General features: G+C 37.7%; 23 protein-coding genes and 2 pseudogenes. 9 read left to right on the top strand and 16 right to left on the bottom strand.

Translation table 11 applies throughout. The annotated features are described in order from the left end of the window. Positions 1 to 820: 820 nt before the first annotated feature. Positions 821 to 1,498, top strand: coding sequence for a class I SAM-dependent methyltransferase (locus SJ312_RS21690; RefSeq protein ID WP_319868350.1), 678 nt, complete (start codon positions 821 to 823; stop codon positions 1,496 to 1,498). Positions 1,499 to 1,714: 216 nt separating this feature from the next. On the opposite strand, the gene SJ312_RS21685 is transcribed toward SJ312_RS21690, so the two are convergent. The 14 genes and pseudogenes from SJ312_RS21685 to SJ312_RS21620 form a co-directional block, all read right to left on the bottom strand. Next, entirely contained in the window at positions 1,715 to 2,605 is an 891-nt protein-coding gene (locus SJ312_RS21685) for a dihydrodipicolinate synthase family protein (RefSeq protein ID WP_319868348.1), read from the bottom strand. A gap of 175 nt (positions 2,606 to 2,780) precedes the next feature. Further along, a complete protein-coding gene (locus SJ312_RS21680) occupies positions 2,781 to 3,668 on the bottom strand; it encodes a MurR/RpiR family transcriptional regulator (protein ID WP_004258907.1) in 888 nt (295 codons plus the stop codon). A gap of 190 nt (positions 3,669 to 3,858) precedes the next feature. Next, positions 3,859 to 4,332 (bottom strand): N-acetylneuraminate anomerase, encoded by a 474-nt coding sequence (nanQ, locus tag SJ312_RS21675; RefSeq protein WP_004258903.1) that lies wholly within the window; start codon positions 4,330 to 4,332, stop codon positions 3,859 to 3,861. 9 nt (positions 4,333 to 4,341) lie between these two features. Further along, positions 4,342 to 5,835, bottom strand: coding sequence for a sodium:solute symporter (locus tag SJ312_RS21670; protein ID WP_004258898.1), 1,494 nt, complete (start codon positions 5,833 to 5,835; stop codon positions 4,342 to 4,344). Between the two features lie 51 nt (positions 5,836 to 5,886). Further along, a pseudogene (gene nanK, locus SJ312_RS21665) lies at positions 5,887 to 6,758 on the bottom strand (N-acetylmannosamine kinase). After that, positions 6,755 to 7,453, bottom strand: a complete 699-nt coding sequence (locus tag SJ312_RS21660) for an N-acetylmannosamine-6-phosphate 2-epimerase (protein ID WP_004258889.1) — start codon at positions 7,451 to 7,453, stop codon at positions 6,755 to 6,757. Before SJ312_RS21660 ends, nanK begins: the two are co-directional and overlap by 4 nt. Before the next feature lie 205 nt (positions 7,454 to 7,658). Further along, complete coding sequence (locus SJ312_RS21655; protein WP_036958047.1) at positions 7,659 to 8,348, bottom strand: oligogalacturonate-specific porin KdgM family protein; 690 nt, start codon at positions 8,346 to 8,348, stop codon at positions 7,659 to 7,661. Between the two features lie 82 nt (positions 8,349 to 8,430). Beyond that, positions 8,431 to 9,588 (bottom strand): N-acetylneuraminate epimerase, encoded by a 1,158-nt coding sequence (locus tag SJ312_RS21650; RefSeq protein WP_110591179.1) that lies wholly within the window; start codon positions 9,586 to 9,588, stop codon positions 8,431 to 8,433. Between the two features lie 1,161 nt (positions 9,589 to 10,749). Then, on the bottom strand, positions 10,750 to 10,971 hold the full coding sequence (locus SJ312_RS21645; protein WP_004917300.1) for a DUF987 family protein: 222 nt from the start codon (positions 10,969 to 10,971) through the stop codon (positions 10,750 to 10,752). Positions 10,972 to 10,979: 8 nt separating this feature from the next. Continuing rightward, positions 10,980 to 11,462, bottom strand: a complete 483-nt coding sequence (locus SJ312_RS21640; RefSeq protein WP_014656726.1) for a JAB domain-containing protein — start codon at positions 11,460 to 11,462, stop codon at positions 10,980 to 10,982. Between the two features lie 17 nt (positions 11,463 to 11,479). Next, entirely contained in the window at positions 11,480 to 12,301 is an 822-nt protein-coding gene (locus tag SJ312_RS21635) for a DUF932 domain-containing protein (protein ID WP_161709830.1), read from the bottom strand. 96 nt (positions 12,302 to 12,397) lie between these two features. Next, positions 12,398 to 12,832: an antirestriction protein gene (locus tag SJ312_RS21630; protein WP_004917455.1), complete on the bottom strand. Its 435-nt coding sequence runs from the start codon at positions 12,830 to 12,832 to the stop codon at positions 12,398 to 12,400. Between the two features lie 364 nt (positions 12,833 to 13,196). Continuing rightward, a complete protein-coding gene (locus SJ312_RS21625) occupies positions 13,197 to 13,478 on the bottom strand; it encodes a GTPase (RefSeq protein ID WP_375097482.1) in 282 nt (93 codons plus the stop codon). Positions 13,479 to 13,568: 90 nt separating this feature from the next. Further along, a complete protein-coding gene (locus SJ312_RS21620) occupies positions 13,569 to 14,435 on the bottom strand; it encodes a hypothetical protein (protein ID WP_319868346.1) in 867 nt (288 codons plus the stop codon). A 1,237-nt stretch (positions 14,436 to 15,672) separates the two neighbouring features. Here SJ312_RS21620 and SJ312_RS21615 point away from each other — a divergent pair. Both SJ312_RS21615 and SJ312_RS21610 read left to right on the top strand, forming a co-directional pair. Beyond that, a complete protein-coding gene (locus tag SJ312_RS21615) occupies positions 15,673 to 16,062 on the top strand; it encodes a hypothetical protein (RefSeq protein ID WP_413776571.1) in 390 nt (129 codons plus the stop codon). A 274-nt stretch (positions 16,063 to 16,336) separates the two neighbouring features. Continuing rightward, entirely contained in the window at positions 16,337 to 16,549 is a 213-nt protein-coding gene (locus SJ312_RS21610; RefSeq protein WP_319868344.1) for a helix-turn-helix transcriptional regulator, read from the top strand. A gap of 132 nt (positions 16,550 to 16,681) precedes the next feature. Here the strand turns inward: SJ312_RS21610 and SJ312_RS21605 are convergent. Next, positions 16,682 to 16,825, bottom strand: a pseudogene (locus tag SJ312_RS21605) (transcriptional regulator); the annotation flags it as partial. Between the two features lie 81 nt (positions 16,826 to 16,906). On the opposite strand from SJ312_RS21605, the gene SJ312_RS21600 reads away from it, so the two are divergent. Beyond that, entirely contained in the window at positions 16,907 to 17,044 is a 138-nt protein-coding gene (locus SJ312_RS21600) for a hypothetical protein (RefSeq protein ID WP_181468800.1), read from the top strand. A gap of 147 nt (positions 17,045 to 17,191) precedes the next feature. Here SJ312_RS21600 and SJ312_RS21595 read toward each other — a convergent pair whose 3' ends face one another. Next, positions 17,192 to 17,407 carry a hypothetical protein gene (locus tag SJ312_RS21595; protein WP_080025647.1) on the bottom strand — a complete coding sequence of 72 codons (216 nt, stop codon included), beginning with the start codon at positions 17,405 to 17,407 and terminating at the stop codon, positions 17,192 to 17,194. 21 nt (positions 17,408 to 17,428) lie between these two features. Between SJ312_RS21595 and SJ312_RS21590 the strand changes: the two genes are divergently transcribed. From SJ312_RS21590 to SJ312_RS21575, 5 genes are all read left to right on the top strand, one after another. Beyond that, entirely contained in the window at positions 17,429 to 17,962 is a 534-nt protein-coding gene (locus SJ312_RS21590; RefSeq protein WP_072749370.1) for a hypothetical protein, read from the top strand. 96 nt (positions 17,963 to 18,058) lie between these two features. Further along, complete coding sequence (locus SJ312_RS21585; protein WP_080025649.1) at positions 18,059 to 18,298, top strand: helix-turn-helix transcriptional regulator; 240 nt, start codon at positions 18,059 to 18,061, stop codon at positions 18,296 to 18,298. A gap of 251 nt (positions 18,299 to 18,549) precedes the next feature. Next, the gene (locus SJ312_RS23530; protein WP_060561591.1) at positions 18,550 to 18,975 is read left to right on the top strand and encodes a putative zinc ribbon protein; all 426 of its coding nucleotides are present in this window, start codon (positions 18,550 to 18,552) and stop codon (positions 18,973 to 18,975) included. A 158-nt stretch (positions 18,976 to 19,133) separates the two neighbouring features. Next, positions 19,134 to 19,415, top strand: coding sequence for a hypothetical protein (locus tag SJ312_RS21580; RefSeq protein ID WP_251465204.1), 282 nt, complete (start codon positions 19,134 to 19,136; stop codon positions 19,413 to 19,415). Between the two features lie 651 nt (positions 19,416 to 20,066). Beyond that, positions 20,067 to 20,204 (top strand): hypothetical protein, encoded by a 138-nt coding sequence (locus SJ312_RS21575; RefSeq protein ID WP_223672709.1) that lies wholly within the window; start codon positions 20,067 to 20,069, stop codon positions 20,202 to 20,204. The last annotated feature ends 527 nt before the right edge of the window (positions 20,205 to 20,731 follow it).

The following is a 20,731-nucleotide window of genomic DNA, read 5'->3' as shown; positions in this document are numbered from 1 at the left end:
CAATCTTGTCAAAATAAAGAGGGCAGTAAGAGTATTTTTGTACACCAAAAGATTACAGCAACTGTGACACTGAGTAATGGAGATAGTTGTCACCAGAGGCTCTCTGCCATTGCATTATTTCATGGATTTGATCAAACAGGTCAGTATTTGCTGGTAAATGAAAGTATTGATGATTTTAGTACATATAATCTTGGTAACAAGATCATGTTGTTTGATATTTCGGATGGACAATGCGGTTTTTCAAAAAAACCTTCAGGGTGACTATTATACCCGCTCTTCAGGAAAGGGATATACAGATGATTTTCCACACAGTATTAGCTCAATGAAAATACCTCGAAAGAGGTAAACTGACAATAAAAATATAACTTGTTAATTTACTTGCGTGAATTATGTTCGTTTTAATCGTTATGATTAAATTTCGTTATTTTGTATTTCATGACCTTGTGGGTTTTATCCAGTATCTGTGTAAATGGTTTCTGATAAATTATTTAGAAAGGCATATGGTTTATGGTTATCACAGATGAAGCATACCAAAGATGATATGCATATTTATTAGTTTTTTGATTTGTTTTGTTAGGCTATGGTGTGAATGGGGCGAATAGATGGAGATATATCTTTAGATGATTTTAATGGCGCATGTGTGAAATTGTCAGAGTTTTTTCCGATTAAAGATGGGATGTGATATAAATAACTCTGAATAATACCAAGTATATAATCCTACACTTATAGCATGTGATAACCTGACTTATCACTCATTATTTTCGACTATTAAAATAAATAATAAAAAAATAATATATATTTTTTCCATTATGGAGATTTTATGTCATTGAACACAAATGATGGTTCTAAAGTATATACACCTCTCTCTTTGGCTCTATATGACTGGTGGGTACTAAATATATCTAATAACTATGCATGGCGTTGTAATACTGATGAATTTTTAATTCCTCACTTTAAATCTCATCTTGGTAACAACCATATGGATATTGGTGTTGGGACTGGTTTTTATTTAAAAAAAGCTGCAGATGAAATTAATAAAATATCACTTTCCGATCTTAATATTCACAGTTTAGAATATGCTAAAAAATATATTTCTGATGAGAAATTAAACTCTTGTTTCTGTCATGATATTTTTAACAGATTTACTGGTGAGTTGAGAGGGGCATTTGATTCAGTATCCATATTTTATTTATTACATTGCTTGCCAGGGAAAATGAGTGATAAGAAACAAGCGATGATGAATATCAGTGAAACACTTAAGGATGATGGCACTTTATATGGTGCGACTATTCTTGGAAAGGGGGTTAAGCATAATCGTTTTGGAAGTAAGCTAATGTCAGTCTATAATAAAAAAGGAATTTTTAGCAATGTTTATGACTCTGCGGATTCACTTGAAACGACACTTGCTTCTTTGTTTGAAGATGTTTCTGTTAATATTCAGGGGGCGGTTGCATTATTCACTGCTAAAAATAAAAAAATCAAGTGTAGTAAAATATAATTATCTGTAATAAAAAATGATTTGCTTATATAGGTGACAATATATTCTTTTTTTGATTTTACACATGATGTTATTCAGCTTAATCGGATAACTTATTGGGGGAATATTTTAAGAAATAAAGAGTGGCTTTCACTTCGAAGGCCACTGTCATCATCAAATGGGGGAGATGTAAAAAAACAAGCTTGTGTTGTTAATACTCAACAAGAGTAAAGTTAATTATAGAAAACCGGCCGCTTTAAATTTTGCTAATGCATCCGTTTTTTGTGCTGCAGTTAATGGGCGTAGTGGACGGCGGGGGTCACCAACATCAATACCATGTAATTGCATTGCAACTTTACCTGCAGCAACACCACCGTATTCTACCAGCACACGAATAATTGCAATTACTTTATCCATACATGCAGCGATACCATCGTAATCACCAGTGTTAAATTTCTCAATTATTTCAAGATATAAAGGAGCCGCATAGTTATAGGTGCTTCCTACAGCGCTTAACGCCCCACAAGCTAACCCTGCCGGTATAAATTCATCTACACCAAATGGAATGTCGTATTTACCGCCATCAACACGTAAACAACGTTGAAATTCATACATATCAGGAGAATTAAATTTCATTCCGGATAAATTCGGAATTGTTTTTCCTGCCGCTTGTAAAAATTTTTCCATGTCAATGTTTAGACCTGACATAGTAGAGTGGTAGTAATAAAAGCCTTTAGAAGGCGAATTCATCGCTGCTAAACGACAATATTCAACTAAGTCATCTACATTGCTTGGTTTAAAGAAACAAGGACCAATTACTGATGTAGCTTGAATATCTAACGTTTCAGCATGACGGGATAGCTCTATAGTGTCTGCAATACTGAGTGCACCTGTATGAACAATGATATCTAGTTGTCCTTGACTGGCAGCAGCCCAGCATTCAGCGACTTTTTTGCGTTCTTCGACAGAACAATGGATAACTTCTCCTGTTGTTCCTAATACGTAAGCACCCGTGACACCACTTGCAATAAGATGTTCTGCAATTTTATCAATGACAGGGTAATTAATACTGCCATCGGCAGCAAAAGGTGTATGAGGTGCAGCGATTAATCCAGAGAGTTTTTTCATTATTATTCCTTTTTTGGAGGTTGATTTCTTTATTTATTATGATATGGAGTTTTGCTCTATATTAAGGCTCAATCGTTCAGAACGCAATAATGAAATTAGCGTTAAAGAAAGAGAAAAATGAAAGTGTGATCTTTAGCTGGTTTTTGTTCAAGACCACATAACACTGATTATAAACTCATGCTGAATTGGTATTTTTTAATGCATTTAGTGTACGCAGTTTTTGCTCTTTGACCATTTCAGGTTGAGCTTGGACAAGTAGGGTATATAGTAAGTCTAAAACGAACAGTTGTGCTGTTTTTGTACCAATAGAATCACCTTGTAATTTCCCCTGTCGATTACCATTAATCAGATAATAATTGGCATATTCCATAATGTGTGAACCTAAATTATGCGTTAGCGCAATTGTGGTAGCCCCTGCTTCTTTTGCAAGTTTCAGTGCATGAACTGTTTCCGGTGAGTTTCCGGAATGGCTGATACCAATCGCGATATCACCCGGTTTCAATAAGGAAGCCTGCATATACATAAAATGGTTATTGGTAACAGCATCCACTCGATATCCAATACGCATCAGTTTATTTTTTAGATCCTCTGCTGTGATCCCTGAGGAACCCACACCGCAGATAAAAACATAATTCGATGATAGCAACGCATTTACAGCATCTTGAACTTGCGTCATATCAAGTAAATTTAATGTTTCTGATAACACATTATTGATGGTTGCTTGTAATTTTAAACCTATAGTATGGATATCATCCTGATGGCTAACTTCAGCATCAAGGATTGGTGATTCTTCACTATCCGATGTCGCCATTTCAATGGCTAAATCCATTTTAAAGTCTTGAAAGCCCTTATAGCCTAAAGTGCGGCAAAAACGCACTACAGTTGCCTCACCCGCCTTAGTCGCTTGGGAAAGTTGTGCGATGGAAAGCTGAGTGACTTCAACAGGATGAAACAGGATATATTCAGCAATACGCTGTGATACTCGCGTCAGGCTATTTTTCATTGCCCCTAGTGTGTCGAGTATTTTACCTGGCTTCAGTCTGGTAACTGACTGTTTTGTCATGAAAATTATCCTTGTTTGCCGAAGTTCAAAGGGAATGGAATTCTGCTAACAAGAGTATCAATTCTGGCGGGTTAAAAAAAGCCTTGCTCTTATAATTATGTGATAATAACAAAACGCTTTATTCCATTTGCATCAATATACAATTTATTGATGCATTAGAAATAAAGCGTTTAATTGGAACTGATGAAAATTAACTTGTCAGCAAATTAAGGTTTACCTTAATTACTGCTTTTTTTAATATACTGTTTCCTTCCTCTGCTGCTATACCTGGTTTATGGGGTTCATAAGGCATAAAAATAGCAAACATAGAGGGTGTTAATGACAATGTTTGACAATTTTCAATGACATCTGTGAGTTGGTAGTCATCCGCTTCACTGTAAACAGTGGCATTTTTAGCCGAATTTCGAACGCCGTAATCTATAACTTCCTCACCGGATAGTAAAATTTGTATATCAATATAGCGATGATGTAATTCTGCACATTTTTGTTCTCGAGATTGTGTTTCAAATGACATTACATTCATGAATACATCATTATCATCAATAGGGTAGCTTCCCGGTTCTAAAGAGAATGGGTCGAGTGCGAGTGCCTTTTTAATTATATTACGTAATACCAAATTCATTTCAGGCATTACTGCCGCGTCAGATATATGACCAAATAACATAGATACCTCCTATGAGTTCCTTGATATTTCACTATCATCCAATGAAATTTGTTTTGCTGCCGAGAAAAATGGCGCAGTAATTGTACCAATAATGACTACTGACATAGCACCTATTACACCATAGAAGAAAAAGTTAAGGTCACTGCCATAACGGGCTGCTAATACAGCAATGATACTTACTATAATGCCTGCGACCGCACTACCTGCATTAGCACGTTTAACAAAAATACCTAACATAAATAGTCCGGTCATAGGGCCACCCATTAAACCGATTAAGCTGTTAAAAGCATCCCATATTTCAGACTCGTCAGATAAAACTAGCCAAATTGTGGCTAAACTACTGAATACTCCAGCTATAATTATAACTAATCTGGCGACTTTCATTTTTTGTTCTGAACGCCGTTCAACTTTACTTAAGCGAATATAGATATCAGAATTAAAGCAACTAGAAATACTATTTAAGCTACTAGATATGCTCGATTGAGCAGCGGCAAAGATAGCTGCAATGATTAGCCCAGAAATACCCACTGGCATTTCTGTAACAATAAATAAGGGTAAGATACCTCCGGTATTAAAACCTTCAGGTAACAAACTTGGATTTTGTTTGTAATACACAAATAGGGCTGAACCAATGGCAAAAAAGAAAATAGGAATAATGGCAACTAATTTAGCATTTGTGATTAAAGTACGTTTAGTTTGTTCGATAGAATCAGTCACAATGTAGCGCTGGACAACATCTTGGCTTGCAGTAAATTGTTGAATATTGGCAAATAAAAAACCAATCATTAATACAGGAATAGTACTGTCAGTCCAACTCCAGCGTAACTGTGCATCCGGGAAAAATTTATCAGCCTGTGCTGTTGTGGTAAAAATCTCACTAATACCTCCATCAACTTTAAAACAAATCATGATAAAGATTAAAACAGCACCACCTGAAAGTAACAATCCCTGAATAACATCTGTCCAAATAACGCCTTCAATCCCTCCCATCCATGTATAAATAATACATAATAGACTAATCAGTACAACTAATATAATAGGGTCTATCCCTATGAAAGGACGTAGTGCGAGTACGGTCAAATAAGTGATAATTGCAATACGACCAATATGAAATAACATAAATGACAGGCTGGCAAATAAACGACTTCGTATATCAAAACGGGCTTCTAAATACTCATAGGCTGAAGTGATTTTTAATTTTCTAAAGAAAGGAATATAGAAATAAAATACTAATGGCAAAATGGCGATCGCTAAATATTGGCCAATAATAAAAGTCCAATCAGAAGTATAAGCTTTCGCTGGAATTGACATAAAGGTAATTGAGCTTAATGTTGTTGCAAAGACAGAAACGCCGGCAGCCCAACCGGGAACCCGCCCCCCGGCACGAAAATAATCATCCGCTGTTTTTTGGCGTTTAGAGAAATAAACACCAACGAGTAACATTGCGGCTAAATATCCAAATAGCACTGCATAATTAACGAAACCAAAATCATGTAATTGCATTTTTTTAGTCCTGCCATATGTAAGGTAAAAGGTAAGGAGTACGACAGTTTTTTAGTGTTTCCTAGCCCAAAGAACGGCTCCCCAAAGTCCAGCATTATGATGATAGTGAGCAGCTAAAATAGGGACTTGTAACGCCTCGGGCTGTTGTCTGATAGCTGCTTGAACAAGCTCGATATATCCATTTGCTAATCCAACACTTCCACCAAGAACAACACAGTCGGCATCTATTATTGCTTTAATATCAGCAACTAAATTAGCTATAGTACTTGCTGAGTTTTCAATTATTGTTTTCGCTTGAAGGCTTCCCTGGTAATAGGCAGTAAAAATAGCTTTAGCATCTTTACCTGCAAGTTCATTTACAGCTTGTGAAGCAATGGCACGGCCGGAAGCGATAGCTTCGACACATCCATAACGACCACAGCCGCAAAGAGGGCCATGAGGATCAGCTATAGTGTGGCCTAGATGGCCTGCAATACCTCGTTTTCCTAGCTGTAATTGTCCTTGTTGAATTAGGCCCCGCCCCCAACCCCTGTCGATACTGTAATAAATGCCATATCAGAGATATTTTCATGGCGGTAATCATATTCAGCCCATGCAGCAGCTTGAGCATCATTGAGTAACCAGCAAGGCAAACCGGTTATTGTAGAAAGTGTTTTTTTTAACGGGAAATTTTTTAATCCTCCCAAATTATTAGGATTTAATGCAGTTAATACGCCATCACAGATAATCCCTGTAGAGGCTACGGCGACACCATCTGCATACGCTTTTAGTGGTGTAGTTATCGCCACCAAAGCTTCATAGAGTTGAGTTGGTGATGCACTTGCAGGGGTTGTAATTTGAGTATGGTGCGTAAGTTGATTGTCTCGACTGATTAATGCAGCCGAAATCTTTGTTCCTCCAATATCAATTGCTAATATATTCATTTAACTAATTCCTGCTGTAACTTGAGGGCATGGGTAAACCAATCACAGACATGTTCAAGTCGGGTTAATGCGGAACCAACTGTGACAGCCCAAGCTCCAGCTTGTATAGCTCTTGCTGCAATCATAGGTGTGTTATAGCGGCCTTCGGCTATTACACGGCATCCATTTTCAGCGAGTGCTGCCACTAATTGTAAATCAGGTAATTTTGGTATTTCACCACCGGTATAGCCAGACATAGTTGAACCAATAAATTCTGTTCCTAATTCCTGGCAATACATTCCCTCATTAAATGTGGAACAATCTGCCATTGCCAACCTATTGAAGTGGTGTATGCAAGCCAATAACTCATTGACTGGAACTGGGCGTACACGATCCGTACCATCAAAAGCGATAATATCGGCACCTTCTGTTGCTAGTGCTTCTACATCACTTAACCAAGGTGTGATCCTGACAGGACTATCCAGTAAATCGCGTTTGACAATACCAATAATTGGCACATCAATAAGAGGGCGAGTTGCTTTTAAATTATCTATTCCCTCAATTCGTACTGCTACTGCACCTGCATTAACTGCAGCTTGAGCCATTGCAGCAACAATTTCTGGCTTATCCATAGGGCTATTATCGACAGGCTGGCAAGAAACGATCAGCCCTCCTTTTTGTTGAATATCCGTAGTCATCTTTTCAATCAATGCCATTTTGAACTCACCATTTTATTTTGAAGTATAACTCCAATTAATGTTATTTTATGAAGCTAAATTCCTCAATTACGAAAGTCGTAATTTGTGAAGAAGATCAAATAATAAAATATTTTTCTTAATTTATTGATAAATATGAAAAAATAATATAGTGAGTAATGGAGTAATTACTCACTATAATTTTTGGCATCTTTTTACATAAGATTTAAAAGTGGAATTGTAATCCTAAACGATACCTAGTTTGACGGGCGTCACTGGTCGGGCTTACCGCAACATTTCCAACTTCAATATAAGGAGTGAATGTGTCACTCAATTGGTAAGAGAAAGAGACATTATGTTCATAATTACGTTTCTTATTATCATATTTTATGCCATCGCTATACATTTGTGTGTAGTCATATTCAATTTTGTATTTATTATATTTATAGCCAATAAACGCATCAAAGCGATTTGTTTTTTCGTCATCAACAGCTTTTTTTGTTTTTCTGGCATAATCAAAACGATAACGGCCTGCAATATATAAACCGTTATCAAAATTATATTGCGCCTTTAAATAAGGTTTATAAATTGATGTGTCTGTAACTGTTTCAAAAATTAATCCCGGTTGTAACGTTATACTTTTATTTATCTTATGGTTGTAACTTAGCCCCATTTCGATAGCATTATTAACAACATCACTAAATACTTTATCTTTTTCGCCGTCAACACCACCTGACTTTATACTGGCATCAATATAAAATCCGATACCATTTGAAAATGAATGAATAAAGGCAATGCGATCTTTATTTATTCTGGATGAATCTGAATATTCATGACGAAAGTCTAGTGTAGTCGCATTTAATTGAAATGACATAAAAAAAGTACAACATGCCAATAAAATTTTATTATTAAACATAGTTTTTACCTGAGTGGATAAGACTCCATAAATTTAATATGGAGTTCTTGGTTGGTTATTATAATTTATAAATTTAACTGGTTTAGTTAATAATTAGCTCTTTATCTTTTAATGTTAAAGTGATTACAGAATTAACTGCCTCACCTTTTGTAGTTTCACCTCCGATTAAATATAGTGAATTACCATGCTCAATAGTGATTCCATAACCAAGAGGGATCGGTAGTTCACCAATTACTTTCCATTGATTATCAATCAACCCATAAATTTCTTTATGCCATTTTTTGTCTAAATCCTGATGTGCAAAATAATGTTTCTGTGAATACTTAGCCTGAGACCCAGGGAAGTTAGCACCCCCAGCAACAAGTAAGGTATGAGCACTATAACCTGCAAATGCACCAGCCAAGCCATCTTGCTGCTGCTCAGGTGATGGTGGAGGAAGTTTCTGTACAGTAGTATTCCACTGTAGTTGATTATTTTCTAATATAGCCGTTTGTATTTCACTAGTACGTAACCCAGGCTTTAATTCACCGTTAATCAAGGTTATTGAATTGTTATCATTTACTAATGAAGAACCCGCAGTTCCATTAAAAGGAATAGTGCCTAATGAACCCCATTGATTATTATCTGCATTATAAGTTAGTATGACTCGATTAAAAAAATAGCCTTCTATGGGTTTATTAAAGTAATCATTAATAACTTTACTTTTAATAGATGAATTGTTTTTAGCATGATTTAAATTAATGAAATATTTATCAAATATTTGCTTGTTTACTCCTCCAAGAATGATAGCTTTATTGGTGCTGATACTAACCCCTGCATGACCAACCAAGCCATAAGGTGAACTAGTATCTATTTTTTCCCATTTGTCTTCACTTGGTGAATAACGATAAACATCTGTTAATGAGCTTATTGTTTCACTCTCAATATTTTCTTTTCCCGCTCCGCCGAATATATAAATATTATTATTTAACTTAATTGCTATAGCTTGGTCTCTTGGCGTACCCGGAAAATCAGCTATTTTTTCCCATTTTTTTTTATTTTCATTAAGATCAAGTTTATACCATGAGTTTCCTGTACTACCTAAACCTATGTAAATAATATTTTGGTTAATTACTCCGGTTCCATTTTTTAATGTCACAGGAAGGGCGGGGAGTTTCTCAGCAAAACTGGTCGATGAGAATATTGGTGAAGACAGTATTATGGTGAAAAAGAGATAAGATATTTTCTTTATTATTTTCATACGCGTTCACTCTTGTAGTGGTTATAAGTGAGATTTCTATTTAGAATTAAACTCCAATATAAAACATCAAATGAAGCATAACTTCAAATTAATGTTTTATAAAATGTGAAGATGGTCAAGTTATCTTTTTAAACTCTATATTTTTTCCTTACCTGAAGGTTAGTCTTAATTTAATTTTGAATTAATACGAGCTATGTAAACATGTGTTACTAATTGATAATATTGATATTTATATTACGTTGGTGATATAAGAACACGCAAGCCATGCTAACGCTTACTGTTATAAAACATCCCGACATAGTTGAATATACCGCTCCGGGTTTCTTTCCATACTCCAGATAAAACTCATTAAATAGCGCAGCATATTGCTACACCTATTATTTTATGTATATCTGCCAGACACATTAAAGCGTAGCATGACTGTATCAGCTCAGATTTAAGCTGACAGGTTTCGTAGATAGAACACAATTCAATCTGATAGCCTAGTGTGAATGAAAAGCTGAAATTGACATATCTGTTAAAGTTAATGATTTGTTTTTATGGAATACTTACACAAGAAAATAAGAGATAGGTTTATGAGGGGGTAAAGGTGTCTTTAACAGCAAAGAACATCTGCAAAAATGGCGTGAAATCCAGTCAATAAATAACGTGTTGCAACGGCCTGAAATCTACCGTAGCTAGAAAAGCAAAAACCCGCCTTTTGAGCGGGTTCTTTAAAGAAGTGGTGCCGGACTCGGAATCGACTTTTCATTGTAACTAGTTGTATTTAAAAATATTAATTGAATTTGATTTTATTTATACCCTCTTTTGTACCCTCGGTCCGTTTGGTGGGTTTTGTTGAGCACGGTTTGGGCGATAGAGCGCAGCAAATAGATTGTTTTTTTGCACAGATGACAGGTGTAATTATAACGTATTCGAATCCTTTTTAAGTATACATTTAATGGGGATCATGTTCATGTTAATTGTTTCTAGTATGAATCATGGTATTGCCAATTTGACATGTTTAATGATGTCTTATTGTGTCATTTTTGTTTAATTCCTCAATGCCTAATTCAGTTAAGATCCAACGGTTTGATATGTGCCATTGAATACTAATCAAAGTGGAAGTAGGCTTAATTTATCCATCCAATATAGGATAAACTCAAAGTGATCAGTACTTATTCAATTCAATGTCACACACATGACACACGCATAAGGGCCATCTCTGTCTTGGCGACGTTCAACATAAACAGCTAACACGCCACGACAATCTGGCACCTCCTTACCAATATAATGCTCGCTATTACCAACCCATTTATACTTTCCCCTACAATAACGAGCAAGGCGAGAGCCTAAATGTTGCTGATGGATCTTCATTGCTGCGGATTTACGGATGATATTCATGGTTCACCTCATACTAAGCCATGCTCAGCGAAAGAGAAGATTTGCTGACCACCGATGATCAGATGGTCAAGTACTCGTACTTCAATTAGCTGCAATGCTTTTATTAATTGTTGCGTGATAGATTTATCCGCTTGGCTTGGCGTGATATCGCCTGACGGATGGTTGTGTGCAAAGATAACGGCAGCAGCATTAAAATGAAGTGCTCGTTTGACGACTTCACGAGGATAAACCTGTGTGCTGCTAATCGAGCCAGCAAACAGGGTTTCACTGCTTATCAACTGATTTTGTTGATTCAAGTAGAGCACAATAAACGCTTCACGCTCTAATGCTGACATTTTTAGCCGTAACCAATCCCTCACATTTTGCGTTGATGTAAAAGCAATACCCGGTTCACGCAGATACTTATCCAGTATGGTCAACGCACGTTTGATAGTACGTTGTTCATTAGGAAGCAGTGTTAAGGTATTCGTATAAGTATTGATACTCTCCATCGTTAATATCTCCATCATTACGAGGCTAGTTGAAGCATATTTTCAGCCATCACCCACAAGGCTCGGTTAAGCTTCACATCACCATCAATCCCATTCACTGAACGCGTGCGAGCGCGTTTACCTTTCGCATTTCTGCCTGATAATCCCCCTTTAATTAAATTTTCTTGCAAACGTTGGTACACTGTCCAAAGATCGTCCTTCTTATCTTCTACACGGCGTGGCTGTAATACTTGTGCTTCGGTCACAGGTTGATGCGCTTCACCATAACGATATGTGAGAGCAGATTGAGCAAAGATGTGTTGGGCTGGTGGCGGTAATAATAGGGACTGCATGGCATCACGTTGCTCATCCATGCGTTCAAATAGCCCTAACACTTCATAAGCCCCTTCAATCACTTTTTCCACCACATCGCCCTTGTGCGGTACACGCACCTCACCAAAGGTTTGTCCGCAAATTAAGCCATTCTGACAAACGAATCGGAACATCCCCGGTAACATCTGATAGCTACTTGAGCCATCATGACTATTGAGCAAGATAATCTCAGGCACTTGCTGACTGGTGATTTGACCTTCACGACGTAGACGTAACATATGCTTGGTATGCTCACGACGGCTAATATCACGAACACGCGTTTGACAAGCAAAGAACGGCTGAAAACCTTCTTTCTGTAAACTTTCTAATAACGTAATCGTAGGGATATAGGCATATCGTTCACTGCGGGATTCGTGTTTGTTTTCACCAAAAACACTGGGTACAGTACGATACAGCTCTTCGGTAGTTAGCGGGCGGTCACGACGAATAGAGCAAGCATTGCCAAAACGGGAAGCTAAACGAGACATAGGGGTTCTCCTCAATAATTAAACTGATAAATCATTCGATAAATGGATTAAATGAAGATTGCTGGTGGGGGGAAAGATAAAACCGTGACTGATAAATCAGTCTATAAGGCGAAAGATTTGTGCTTGCTCCGGATGCTGTATAGCGTAATCACGCAACAGGTAAAAATATTCCACCAGCACAGGGCTTTCGGTTTTAAATGACCAGATGCTATACACCAGTAAACAGACAGCAATACCGGCTGCTTCAGGGCTTAACTCAGCTTCATTTCCGTTATGCGGGTTAAACATTTGCAGGGAGGTTTCGAGCATATCAGGCCAGATAAATGCGCCGCCATTAGACAGCATACTGAACTCCCAGAAAGCACCTTGATAGCGATTACAAAGCTTCGCCATCATGTTAAAGATATCGCCTTCAATACGCTGCCAGTCTGGCACAGTACCAAAGTAAAAACGCCAGAAGGTACTACGACCACGGGAATTGACGAGGTTGGTTTTGATAACCGTTGATTCTTGCTCTTGTAAGGTAAACATAGTAGAACTCCAATTTAGTCGATATTGATAGACAGTAATAAACAAAAAAGCCCTACACCTTGCGGTGCAGAGCTTTCTCGAAATGATAGGTATATTGAGTATCATTTTTAGTGACGCATTCTGATGATTGATTCACTAAAATAATACAGATATAAAAATAAATGTAAGTTAATTAATGGGTTAGTCTGATGATGCTTTTATAATGGTATCACCATTACGTATAGTAAACTCACTGATGCTATAAAACCGATGACTTTGACTAGCAAATGAAGTTATGTTTGCAGGTACAAAGATATCCATCTCTTTTTTTTCTACCCCCACTTTACCAAAAGAATAAGATACAGAAGGTGAAACAATGCAGATCTCAACTTCCTTCTTTTAGTTCGCTGTTTGAGCGTAAAACACAGGTTGATCGTTGCTCTGAACGGGTACAACCACTGACAGCACTAATAGGGCATAAGGTAGACTGAAACAGCGCATTGCATAGACTGGATTTTCCGACACCAGTTTTTCCCATCAAACCGATTGTGGGCGAATAATGAATAAGCTCGCTCAGTTTATGTTGTAATTGATGTTTAATTGCCGTGGGGAGTGGCGAAAGCACCGCCTCAAAAGGTGAAGCGGTGGTGGAGGGATTTGTTTTCATAATGACTTCCTATGATAAATGAAAAGGCTCAATACCTGTATCTTTCAAGGAAGTAATATAGGTTTGAAAAAAATTACATTTTGATGAAAATTATTTTTTTTCAGTATCATAGTACTCAAGAATAAGGAGCTCTATGAGCTCATATTCAGGCATACGTGCTTTCTTTGCCATTTCTGTTAACTTCATTTTTGCATCTTGGCTAATGTAACCACTTAATACTTTTTTATCTGCATTATTTTTACGATATTTATATTGATTCCAAGCATTATTCATTTCATGAAAAATAAATTTAATCCCATTATTATTATGATTAATATCATAATAAACTTGCACTACAATTCCTTGATTAATCGGATCACATATAAATCTACTGCGAAAAACTTTATCTTTATCACAAAGATATTTATATGCCCACTTAGATTGGTGAGGATCATTGACATCTAACCAACTTAGCCTTTTTTTTCTACTTAAATATTGCCACTTAGCATGGAGTCCTTGGATTCTTTTTTTTAAGATATCCATTTTTTTGTAGTTAAGAAAGAAATCATTACAAATATTATTAATAACCTCATTAACGTCTGAGGGAGTACTTTCTAATTCTTCAAAAAATAATTTATCGGACTCGCTATCACCATAACCCCATTGAAACCACAAATATAAAGCAGACCTTAAATCGTTTTTAATCCAATTAAGATTTTCGTCTATGAGTGAGTTTTTAATTTTTTTAAATAATGATTTAAAATTAGACACTTCATTATCTAAACTATATTCAACTCTAATCTCATTTATTTCTTTATTTAACGTCTCCACTTCATTATATCCTCTTCTATCAAAACGCCAACTCTTACCTTGGTTCTTTAAATGATCAATTAGTGAATGAAAAACAAAATAAGATTGAACTAGATCTGGAGAATAGTAGTGTTGTTGACTCTTTGTATTGAATGTATTGAATGCCATAAATAATCATTACCCAGTAAGTGAAAAGTAACAAAACAATACCATAAACAAATTGAAATTGTAATAAATAGTTAATCTTAGTGTGAGTTTTAACTACTAACATACTGATAATATGCTAATAATTTTGGTGAGATGATCAGTTAGCTAGTGCGATTTTCCCATCTATGGATAGTATGTATAAAAATTTACTAGTCTAGAAATCATATGAACAACGTTATAGCACAAAAAGGTTGATACACCCAGAGTTGAAAATATCATCATTAAAAATGGGAGGGGTAGAGAGGAAGGAACGAAGTATACGTATGTAACATACACTCTCTTGAGTCTATGAGCCTATCTCAATAGGAGCTGAATTCATCACCTTACCCAGCCATATCGATGTTTAAAAGTCAGGCTGTATAAGGTTTTGGTTACAGTGATAATATATCTTTTATGTGGTAATTAATACCTATTGAGATAGGCTCTAAATCAGAAAAAACTAATTTTTTCGTATTGATAGTGTTGGATGAGTTATTTAATGTGGTAGTTAAACTATTTATTTATTCTTGATGTTGTCGTTGAAGTCGGTTTTTTCTTGGAGCTGTGGGTGCGATTTTATCGGCCGCCTTTCGTTAGTGGTGTGTTTTGTGTGTGGATAAACTTTATTTTTCTCTATTATTCGGGTGGGAGAGTAAGTTTTTTATTTTTCTTGTTGTCATTCTTACCCTGTCAGGGGTATTTAAAACGAAACCTTTAGGTTATTAATGTTATTATCAAGATATCCATTATCAAGATATCCATTATCAAGATATCCATTATCAAGATATCCATTATCAATATATCCATTCTCATATCACTCTTACCTAACCTCAATATCTATGATTCATCATTACATCATTAATCAATAAACCACGCCGACTAAAAACAACATTAACCCTCCACCCCTCTGGGTTAAATATAAAATATCCGAGTGGCGTGGTTATCCATTACCTAAAATAAAAACGACCATTTTCTTTTGTACGTTAGAAAATAATTTACAGTCTCCTGTTATCCGTTGAGTTAATTTCTACTTAACGGAGTTATTACCATGAGCTTTGCTATCCCTCAATTACAAAATTTACTCTATCAACAACAAACCAAACTCTTTGAACACTACTCGAAGATATTGATGATAAGAACGGATTTCCATTGGCGTGAAGACAGTGAGCGATACATTTACGAAGATGAACATCAATTCAGTCGGGATATGAGTATCCTGATGTTACGTCTCTCAAAATATCCCGGAGTAATAGGTTATGCCTGGGTATTGGAAGAAGCTCCTGATAGGGGCTTACATGCTCATGCTGTCATCTATGTGGATGGTCAACGACATCGTAAGAAATGGGACTTTAATCAGCGAATGAATATGCTCTGGGAAACCATTACGGAAGGCGAAGGTTATCTTTATCATTGTACCGACAATAAACAATATCGTGCAGATATCAGTAAACCGATCCACTTTGATGATAAACGGGGTAAAAGAGCGATGCGGTATGTCGTCAATTACTTGGCTAAATACGAACAAAAAGGCGTTAAACCTATCTACCATCTCTCGACTCCGCCTACGGAAAAGCGGATCGGTCGTCCTCGTAAGTCCTCTTCGTCTTAAATACGTCTATTCGCTTCACCAGAGCTTTTTTTACACCGTAGTCATCCCATCATAGCACTTAGCTGATTAAATCGCTCAGAATGGTTCTGAGCGTGTTTATCGTATTGTCTAGTGAAAGGGAGTAGTGGGTTCAGTTTATGTATTAGCTGTGAGAAGCATTAACCATCGAAGTGAATAAAAAAATACAGCATGGCGTTATTGTTTGAAGGATTCACACCGCATTTCATTAACCCTTTCGGATCCTTCTCCTTTTCACATTTAGGAGAAACAAACGATGACCAATACAACTGATTACCCCTTACTGAATGACCAATTTATCGACATGAAATTTATCACTCATCTGACAGGATTAACGGATAAATGGTTCTACAAGCTCATACAGGACGGTGAGTTTCCCAAACCAATAAAGTTAGGACGTAGCTCACGTTGGTTAAAGAGTGAAGTAGAACAGTGGCTGAATGAACGTATCACCGCTTCTAGAGGCTAAGTATTATTAATTTAGTCAGTTACAGCGATTTTTTACAACTCACTAGTGAAATATTATATGAACGTCAAAAGAAGACGATCTTTAGGGTGCTAAGGAAGGTGCCGATTGATAGTTTTTTGTACAGCAACCATGAAAAGCATAACGAGATCTGCTATCATTAATAATGCCATAGGCGCCAGTCAGTGCGGGAATATTAAAAGACTTTGATGCTGATGTGAACAGTGCATAGGACTCACGGGAAATACTTGACCAAGGAATATGCGGGTCATTACCCCAACAAGTAGACGAACAGCCTGACATGAAAATAAATTACAGGCCGCGATTATCGATACGCTATACGCCGTCCGGTACACTTTGATGATTATGCTGGTCGTAAGGCAGGTGAACTATTTAGCCAAAGCCGAGCAGAAACCCTTTGACCCGATTTACCATATCTCCCGTCTACCTGATGTGAATGATAAGCCGATAGGTCGTCCTCGTTCCCGTCATCGTTAAGTCAGCCATAGGGAATGCTGTAGCAGCAAGGGGCTGTATGATGATCTCTATGGCCCTTATAGCCGTTTATTGTGGCGACACCGTGCAAGTTTAACCCTTGCCTTAATAAAACGCTCAGAATGGCGCTGAGCGCGTTATTCACACCCATTACTCCTCTTCAGCCGTCACTTTGCAGTTGCTGTAGACCGTAGCGTGGTCGGTGCCGACAACATAGGCAATGACAATTGGGCTGTTGTTACTGGGATCGACTTCCTGACGCAGATTAACCCGTCCATCCTCCGACGTATGGTAATACCCGATACCGTCATATTCCGCTTCGCCATAACGGGTTTCAGACCCATTATTACTGTCCTGCTCAAACACACAACACACCGGAGAAAAACAATGAACATTTACAATCTGAATGAACTGGAGCTCGGTATCGCTGAATTACCTGATGGCCGCCTGACAAATGCCTTTAAAGAGCAGGAGCGCTGGCAACCGGCACTACCCATTCCCTTTTACTGTCCACACTGTCACTTACCGGTGTATCTGGACCGCCGTAAACGGCATTTTTTCTTTGCACACCCCGTTGATAAGAAATACCTCGATTGTCCTGAGGTAAACGCGGCTATCAGTTATCTGACGCGACAATCTCAACAAGCTGAACAGTTCTCCGAGCTTCATCCCATAAAGCCCATCACGGAATGGTATTGCGTCTGGTGTCGACGGTTTTACACCAGCCAGCAGCGACCAGTCAGAAAGTGCTGCCCGAAGTGCAGAGAGGGGATTTACAGCATACCTGCTTCTCAGGTCACCGAAAACCACAGCTATTTTCATTACGCGCTGAATAATCAAGGTATTGAATCGTTGGTACGCACTCCATTGCTGCGGTTGACGGACCTCACTGAACCGAATGTTATCGATGAGGCGCAATAAAAAAATACAGCAGTCCGTTATTGTCTGAAGGACGACTGACACCACGCATTCCCCACCTCAGTCGCCTTCTCCTTTTCATACTTAGGAGACAAGACAATGACGATTCAAACAACCCCAACCACCAGCCTGCTGAATGACCAGTTTGTTGATATGAAATTTATCACTCAGTTTACCGGACTTACGGATAAATGGTTCTACAAGCTCATACAGGACGGTGAGTTTCCCAAACCGATTAAACTGGGACGCAGCTCAAGATGGTTGAAAAGTGAAGTAGAACAGTGGTTACAAGCGCGCATTGATGAATCGAGAGAGGGCAATTCCGCCCTTGGATCCTAAGGCACTAGCGCGAGTCGCCGAGCATTTTTCATAGCATACCCACCCATTACCCACCAACTCAATTTTAACCACACCTGGTGCGATTGAATGCGCTCTAGGCAAAGCGACGCCCTAAACATACGAACCTGGCTCGATACGTATGCAGGCACAGCTCAGTGGTCTTCTAAGTTTCAAGGTGGGTTGCCGAGTGTGGATCCTGAATGTTGGGTACTCAGAACGTTTAGTTTAAATTTTACAGAAGGAGCACACCCATGCTTAAATTACATGAAGTCAAAATGTCGCTAGCCTTAACGCAGAACAATCGTTTCGCGGGAGCCACCCAAGAACCGAGTTATTCACGAGAAAACTATTACTGTGCTCACTGCGGTGAGCCCGTCACACTGCACAAGACGCCAACGGAGTCATGGTTTACCCATTCTGATCCTCAGAGCGCAGAGCACTGTCCGCGGGTCATCAGTAAGATCAAGAGCTTAGAAGACAAGGCACGACTGAGCACACAGGTTCGATCAGTGTCCCCTATTTTAAAGGTCACGAATTGGTTTTGCGTGCAGTGTCGTGAGTATTTTACAAGTAATCAAAAATGTTGCCCGAAGTGCCATGAGGGGATTTGGTGTATTCCTGCCCAGAATGTAACAGAGGAACATCAGCCTAAAACAGAAAAATCGTTTCCATTATGACCTTTTAATGCTCATGGTGTTAGGTTAATCAATCACGCTTTCACTTAATGTGACCACGGTACTGCCACCAAAATTAAGCCTACCCTGACAAGCTCACCGAAGAAGAGGATTTAAGGCTGAGTTTTCATATTGATGAACGGCTGTTACGCTACCACCCTATGCTGGAAGGCATACTGCTCAGTGAATGTGCGCGTCTGAAACAGCACTCCTTTGCTAACAAGTTAATCAGTTTATTTCAGCAATTTAATGATCCGGAAATACCACCGAAATTGGTCTGGTTATGTTGGTCTAATTTGCTGTTGGGGTCACCGTTAGACGATTGGAACCATACACTTAAGTTGAAATCCAAAGAGCAACTCGTGGAATGGGAGATTGATAGGAAAGCCGAAAATTGGGGATTAACAACTATCATGAATGAATATGTATTGTTCAGCCGATAAGCACGGAAAAGTAATATGGAGGATCAAAAAGATTAATATCGTTAACGCGTGCTACTCACTGTGTTGATATTCCTTCTCATGACAAACCTCATATCTGATAACGCTATGCTTTCACTTCAGACACTTTTCTAATTGCCTTGTGGGTGGCAATCAATCAGGCAAACTGATGCCACTGCTATATGTACAACCGTCCTCAGTAGCTTAAGTCATGCTGTTGTCGAGGGTAATGAATCCACTGACATGAAAATCCTCCTAAGTTGCATAATACGCACCTTTTATCTGTTGTTAACAGGGTACGTATAACTCTATATATGAGTATTCATATCTATTTAAAATAAATAGATAAAAAATATTGCTGGGTTACTTAACTTTACCTATAATTCAAACTATTTATTTAAGATAAGTTACTTGTGTTGTTTGGTGTGAAAGCGAGTTTTTCGTTGTCTTTAATGGTCTCTGAGGACGGATTTGCTTTGGAATAATTTACCGTTTTACCTTATGAGCCTTGGTTTACGGCTAAGGGCGGTAGCATATCAAAATATCAATAATGCTTTACTTTCTAAATTAGAATCCTGCACCTTACCTCTTTGTTTTATTAAGGAAAAAGAGCAATAATGCCAATTGCTTTTGCTTAAATAAAAGGATCATTGAATGAAAATTTACCGGCTATTATGGAATGAAGATGAATTGTTCTCCCCGCAACAATTTCAACAACAAGTTCAGTTGGAAGCTTTCACAAACCAAGGTGCATCAGGTTTATCTTCTCTTTTTACCTGGGGGAAAAGTTGAACTGGATGAATCACTTTTATCATCAGGTTGCTTGCAAGTTTACCAATTACGGGCATGGTTGCCAAATTAACTATGCCATTTCACTTATCACTAATTTAAGTTATATCAACTTTTTGGAGATCTAAGAGGCCAATCTATATCAGCTGTTAGCTGAAAATAATGAAATATCAAAAGAGTGATGAACTAAAGTGGGGGAGGGGGGCTGTAAGATTTATCTGTAAGTATACCTTATTTATAGATAGTTTAGTTAATAACTACCTCACTCGAGCTAATTTGGGGTATAATAGCCAAAATTAGTTGAGTAAATTAAGAATTATCAGTTAACAGGTAGCTGTAAGCCCGGGGCGGTAGCGTGCCAGAATCATGAGATAACTACTTTTAGTGCTCTGTTTTTCACAATCAAAATACAACTTATTATTCCAAGATGAAAATATTAGCTACTGGTGGGCACACGGTCCGCGCATGTTATTGACGCACCTTTTAATCGAATTTCGGGATAAAATTTTCAGAAATAGATTGAATTAGCG

The sequence above is a fragment of the Providencia sp. CIM-Carb-044 genome (genome assembly GCF_033901115.1).
GTDB classification, from domain to species: Bacteria; Pseudomonadota; Gammaproteobacteria; order Enterobacterales; family Enterobacteriaceae; genus Providencia; species Providencia hangzhouensis.
Note: the sequence above shows the minus strand (reverse complement) of the source record. Positions and strands in the feature narration are given on the sequence as shown.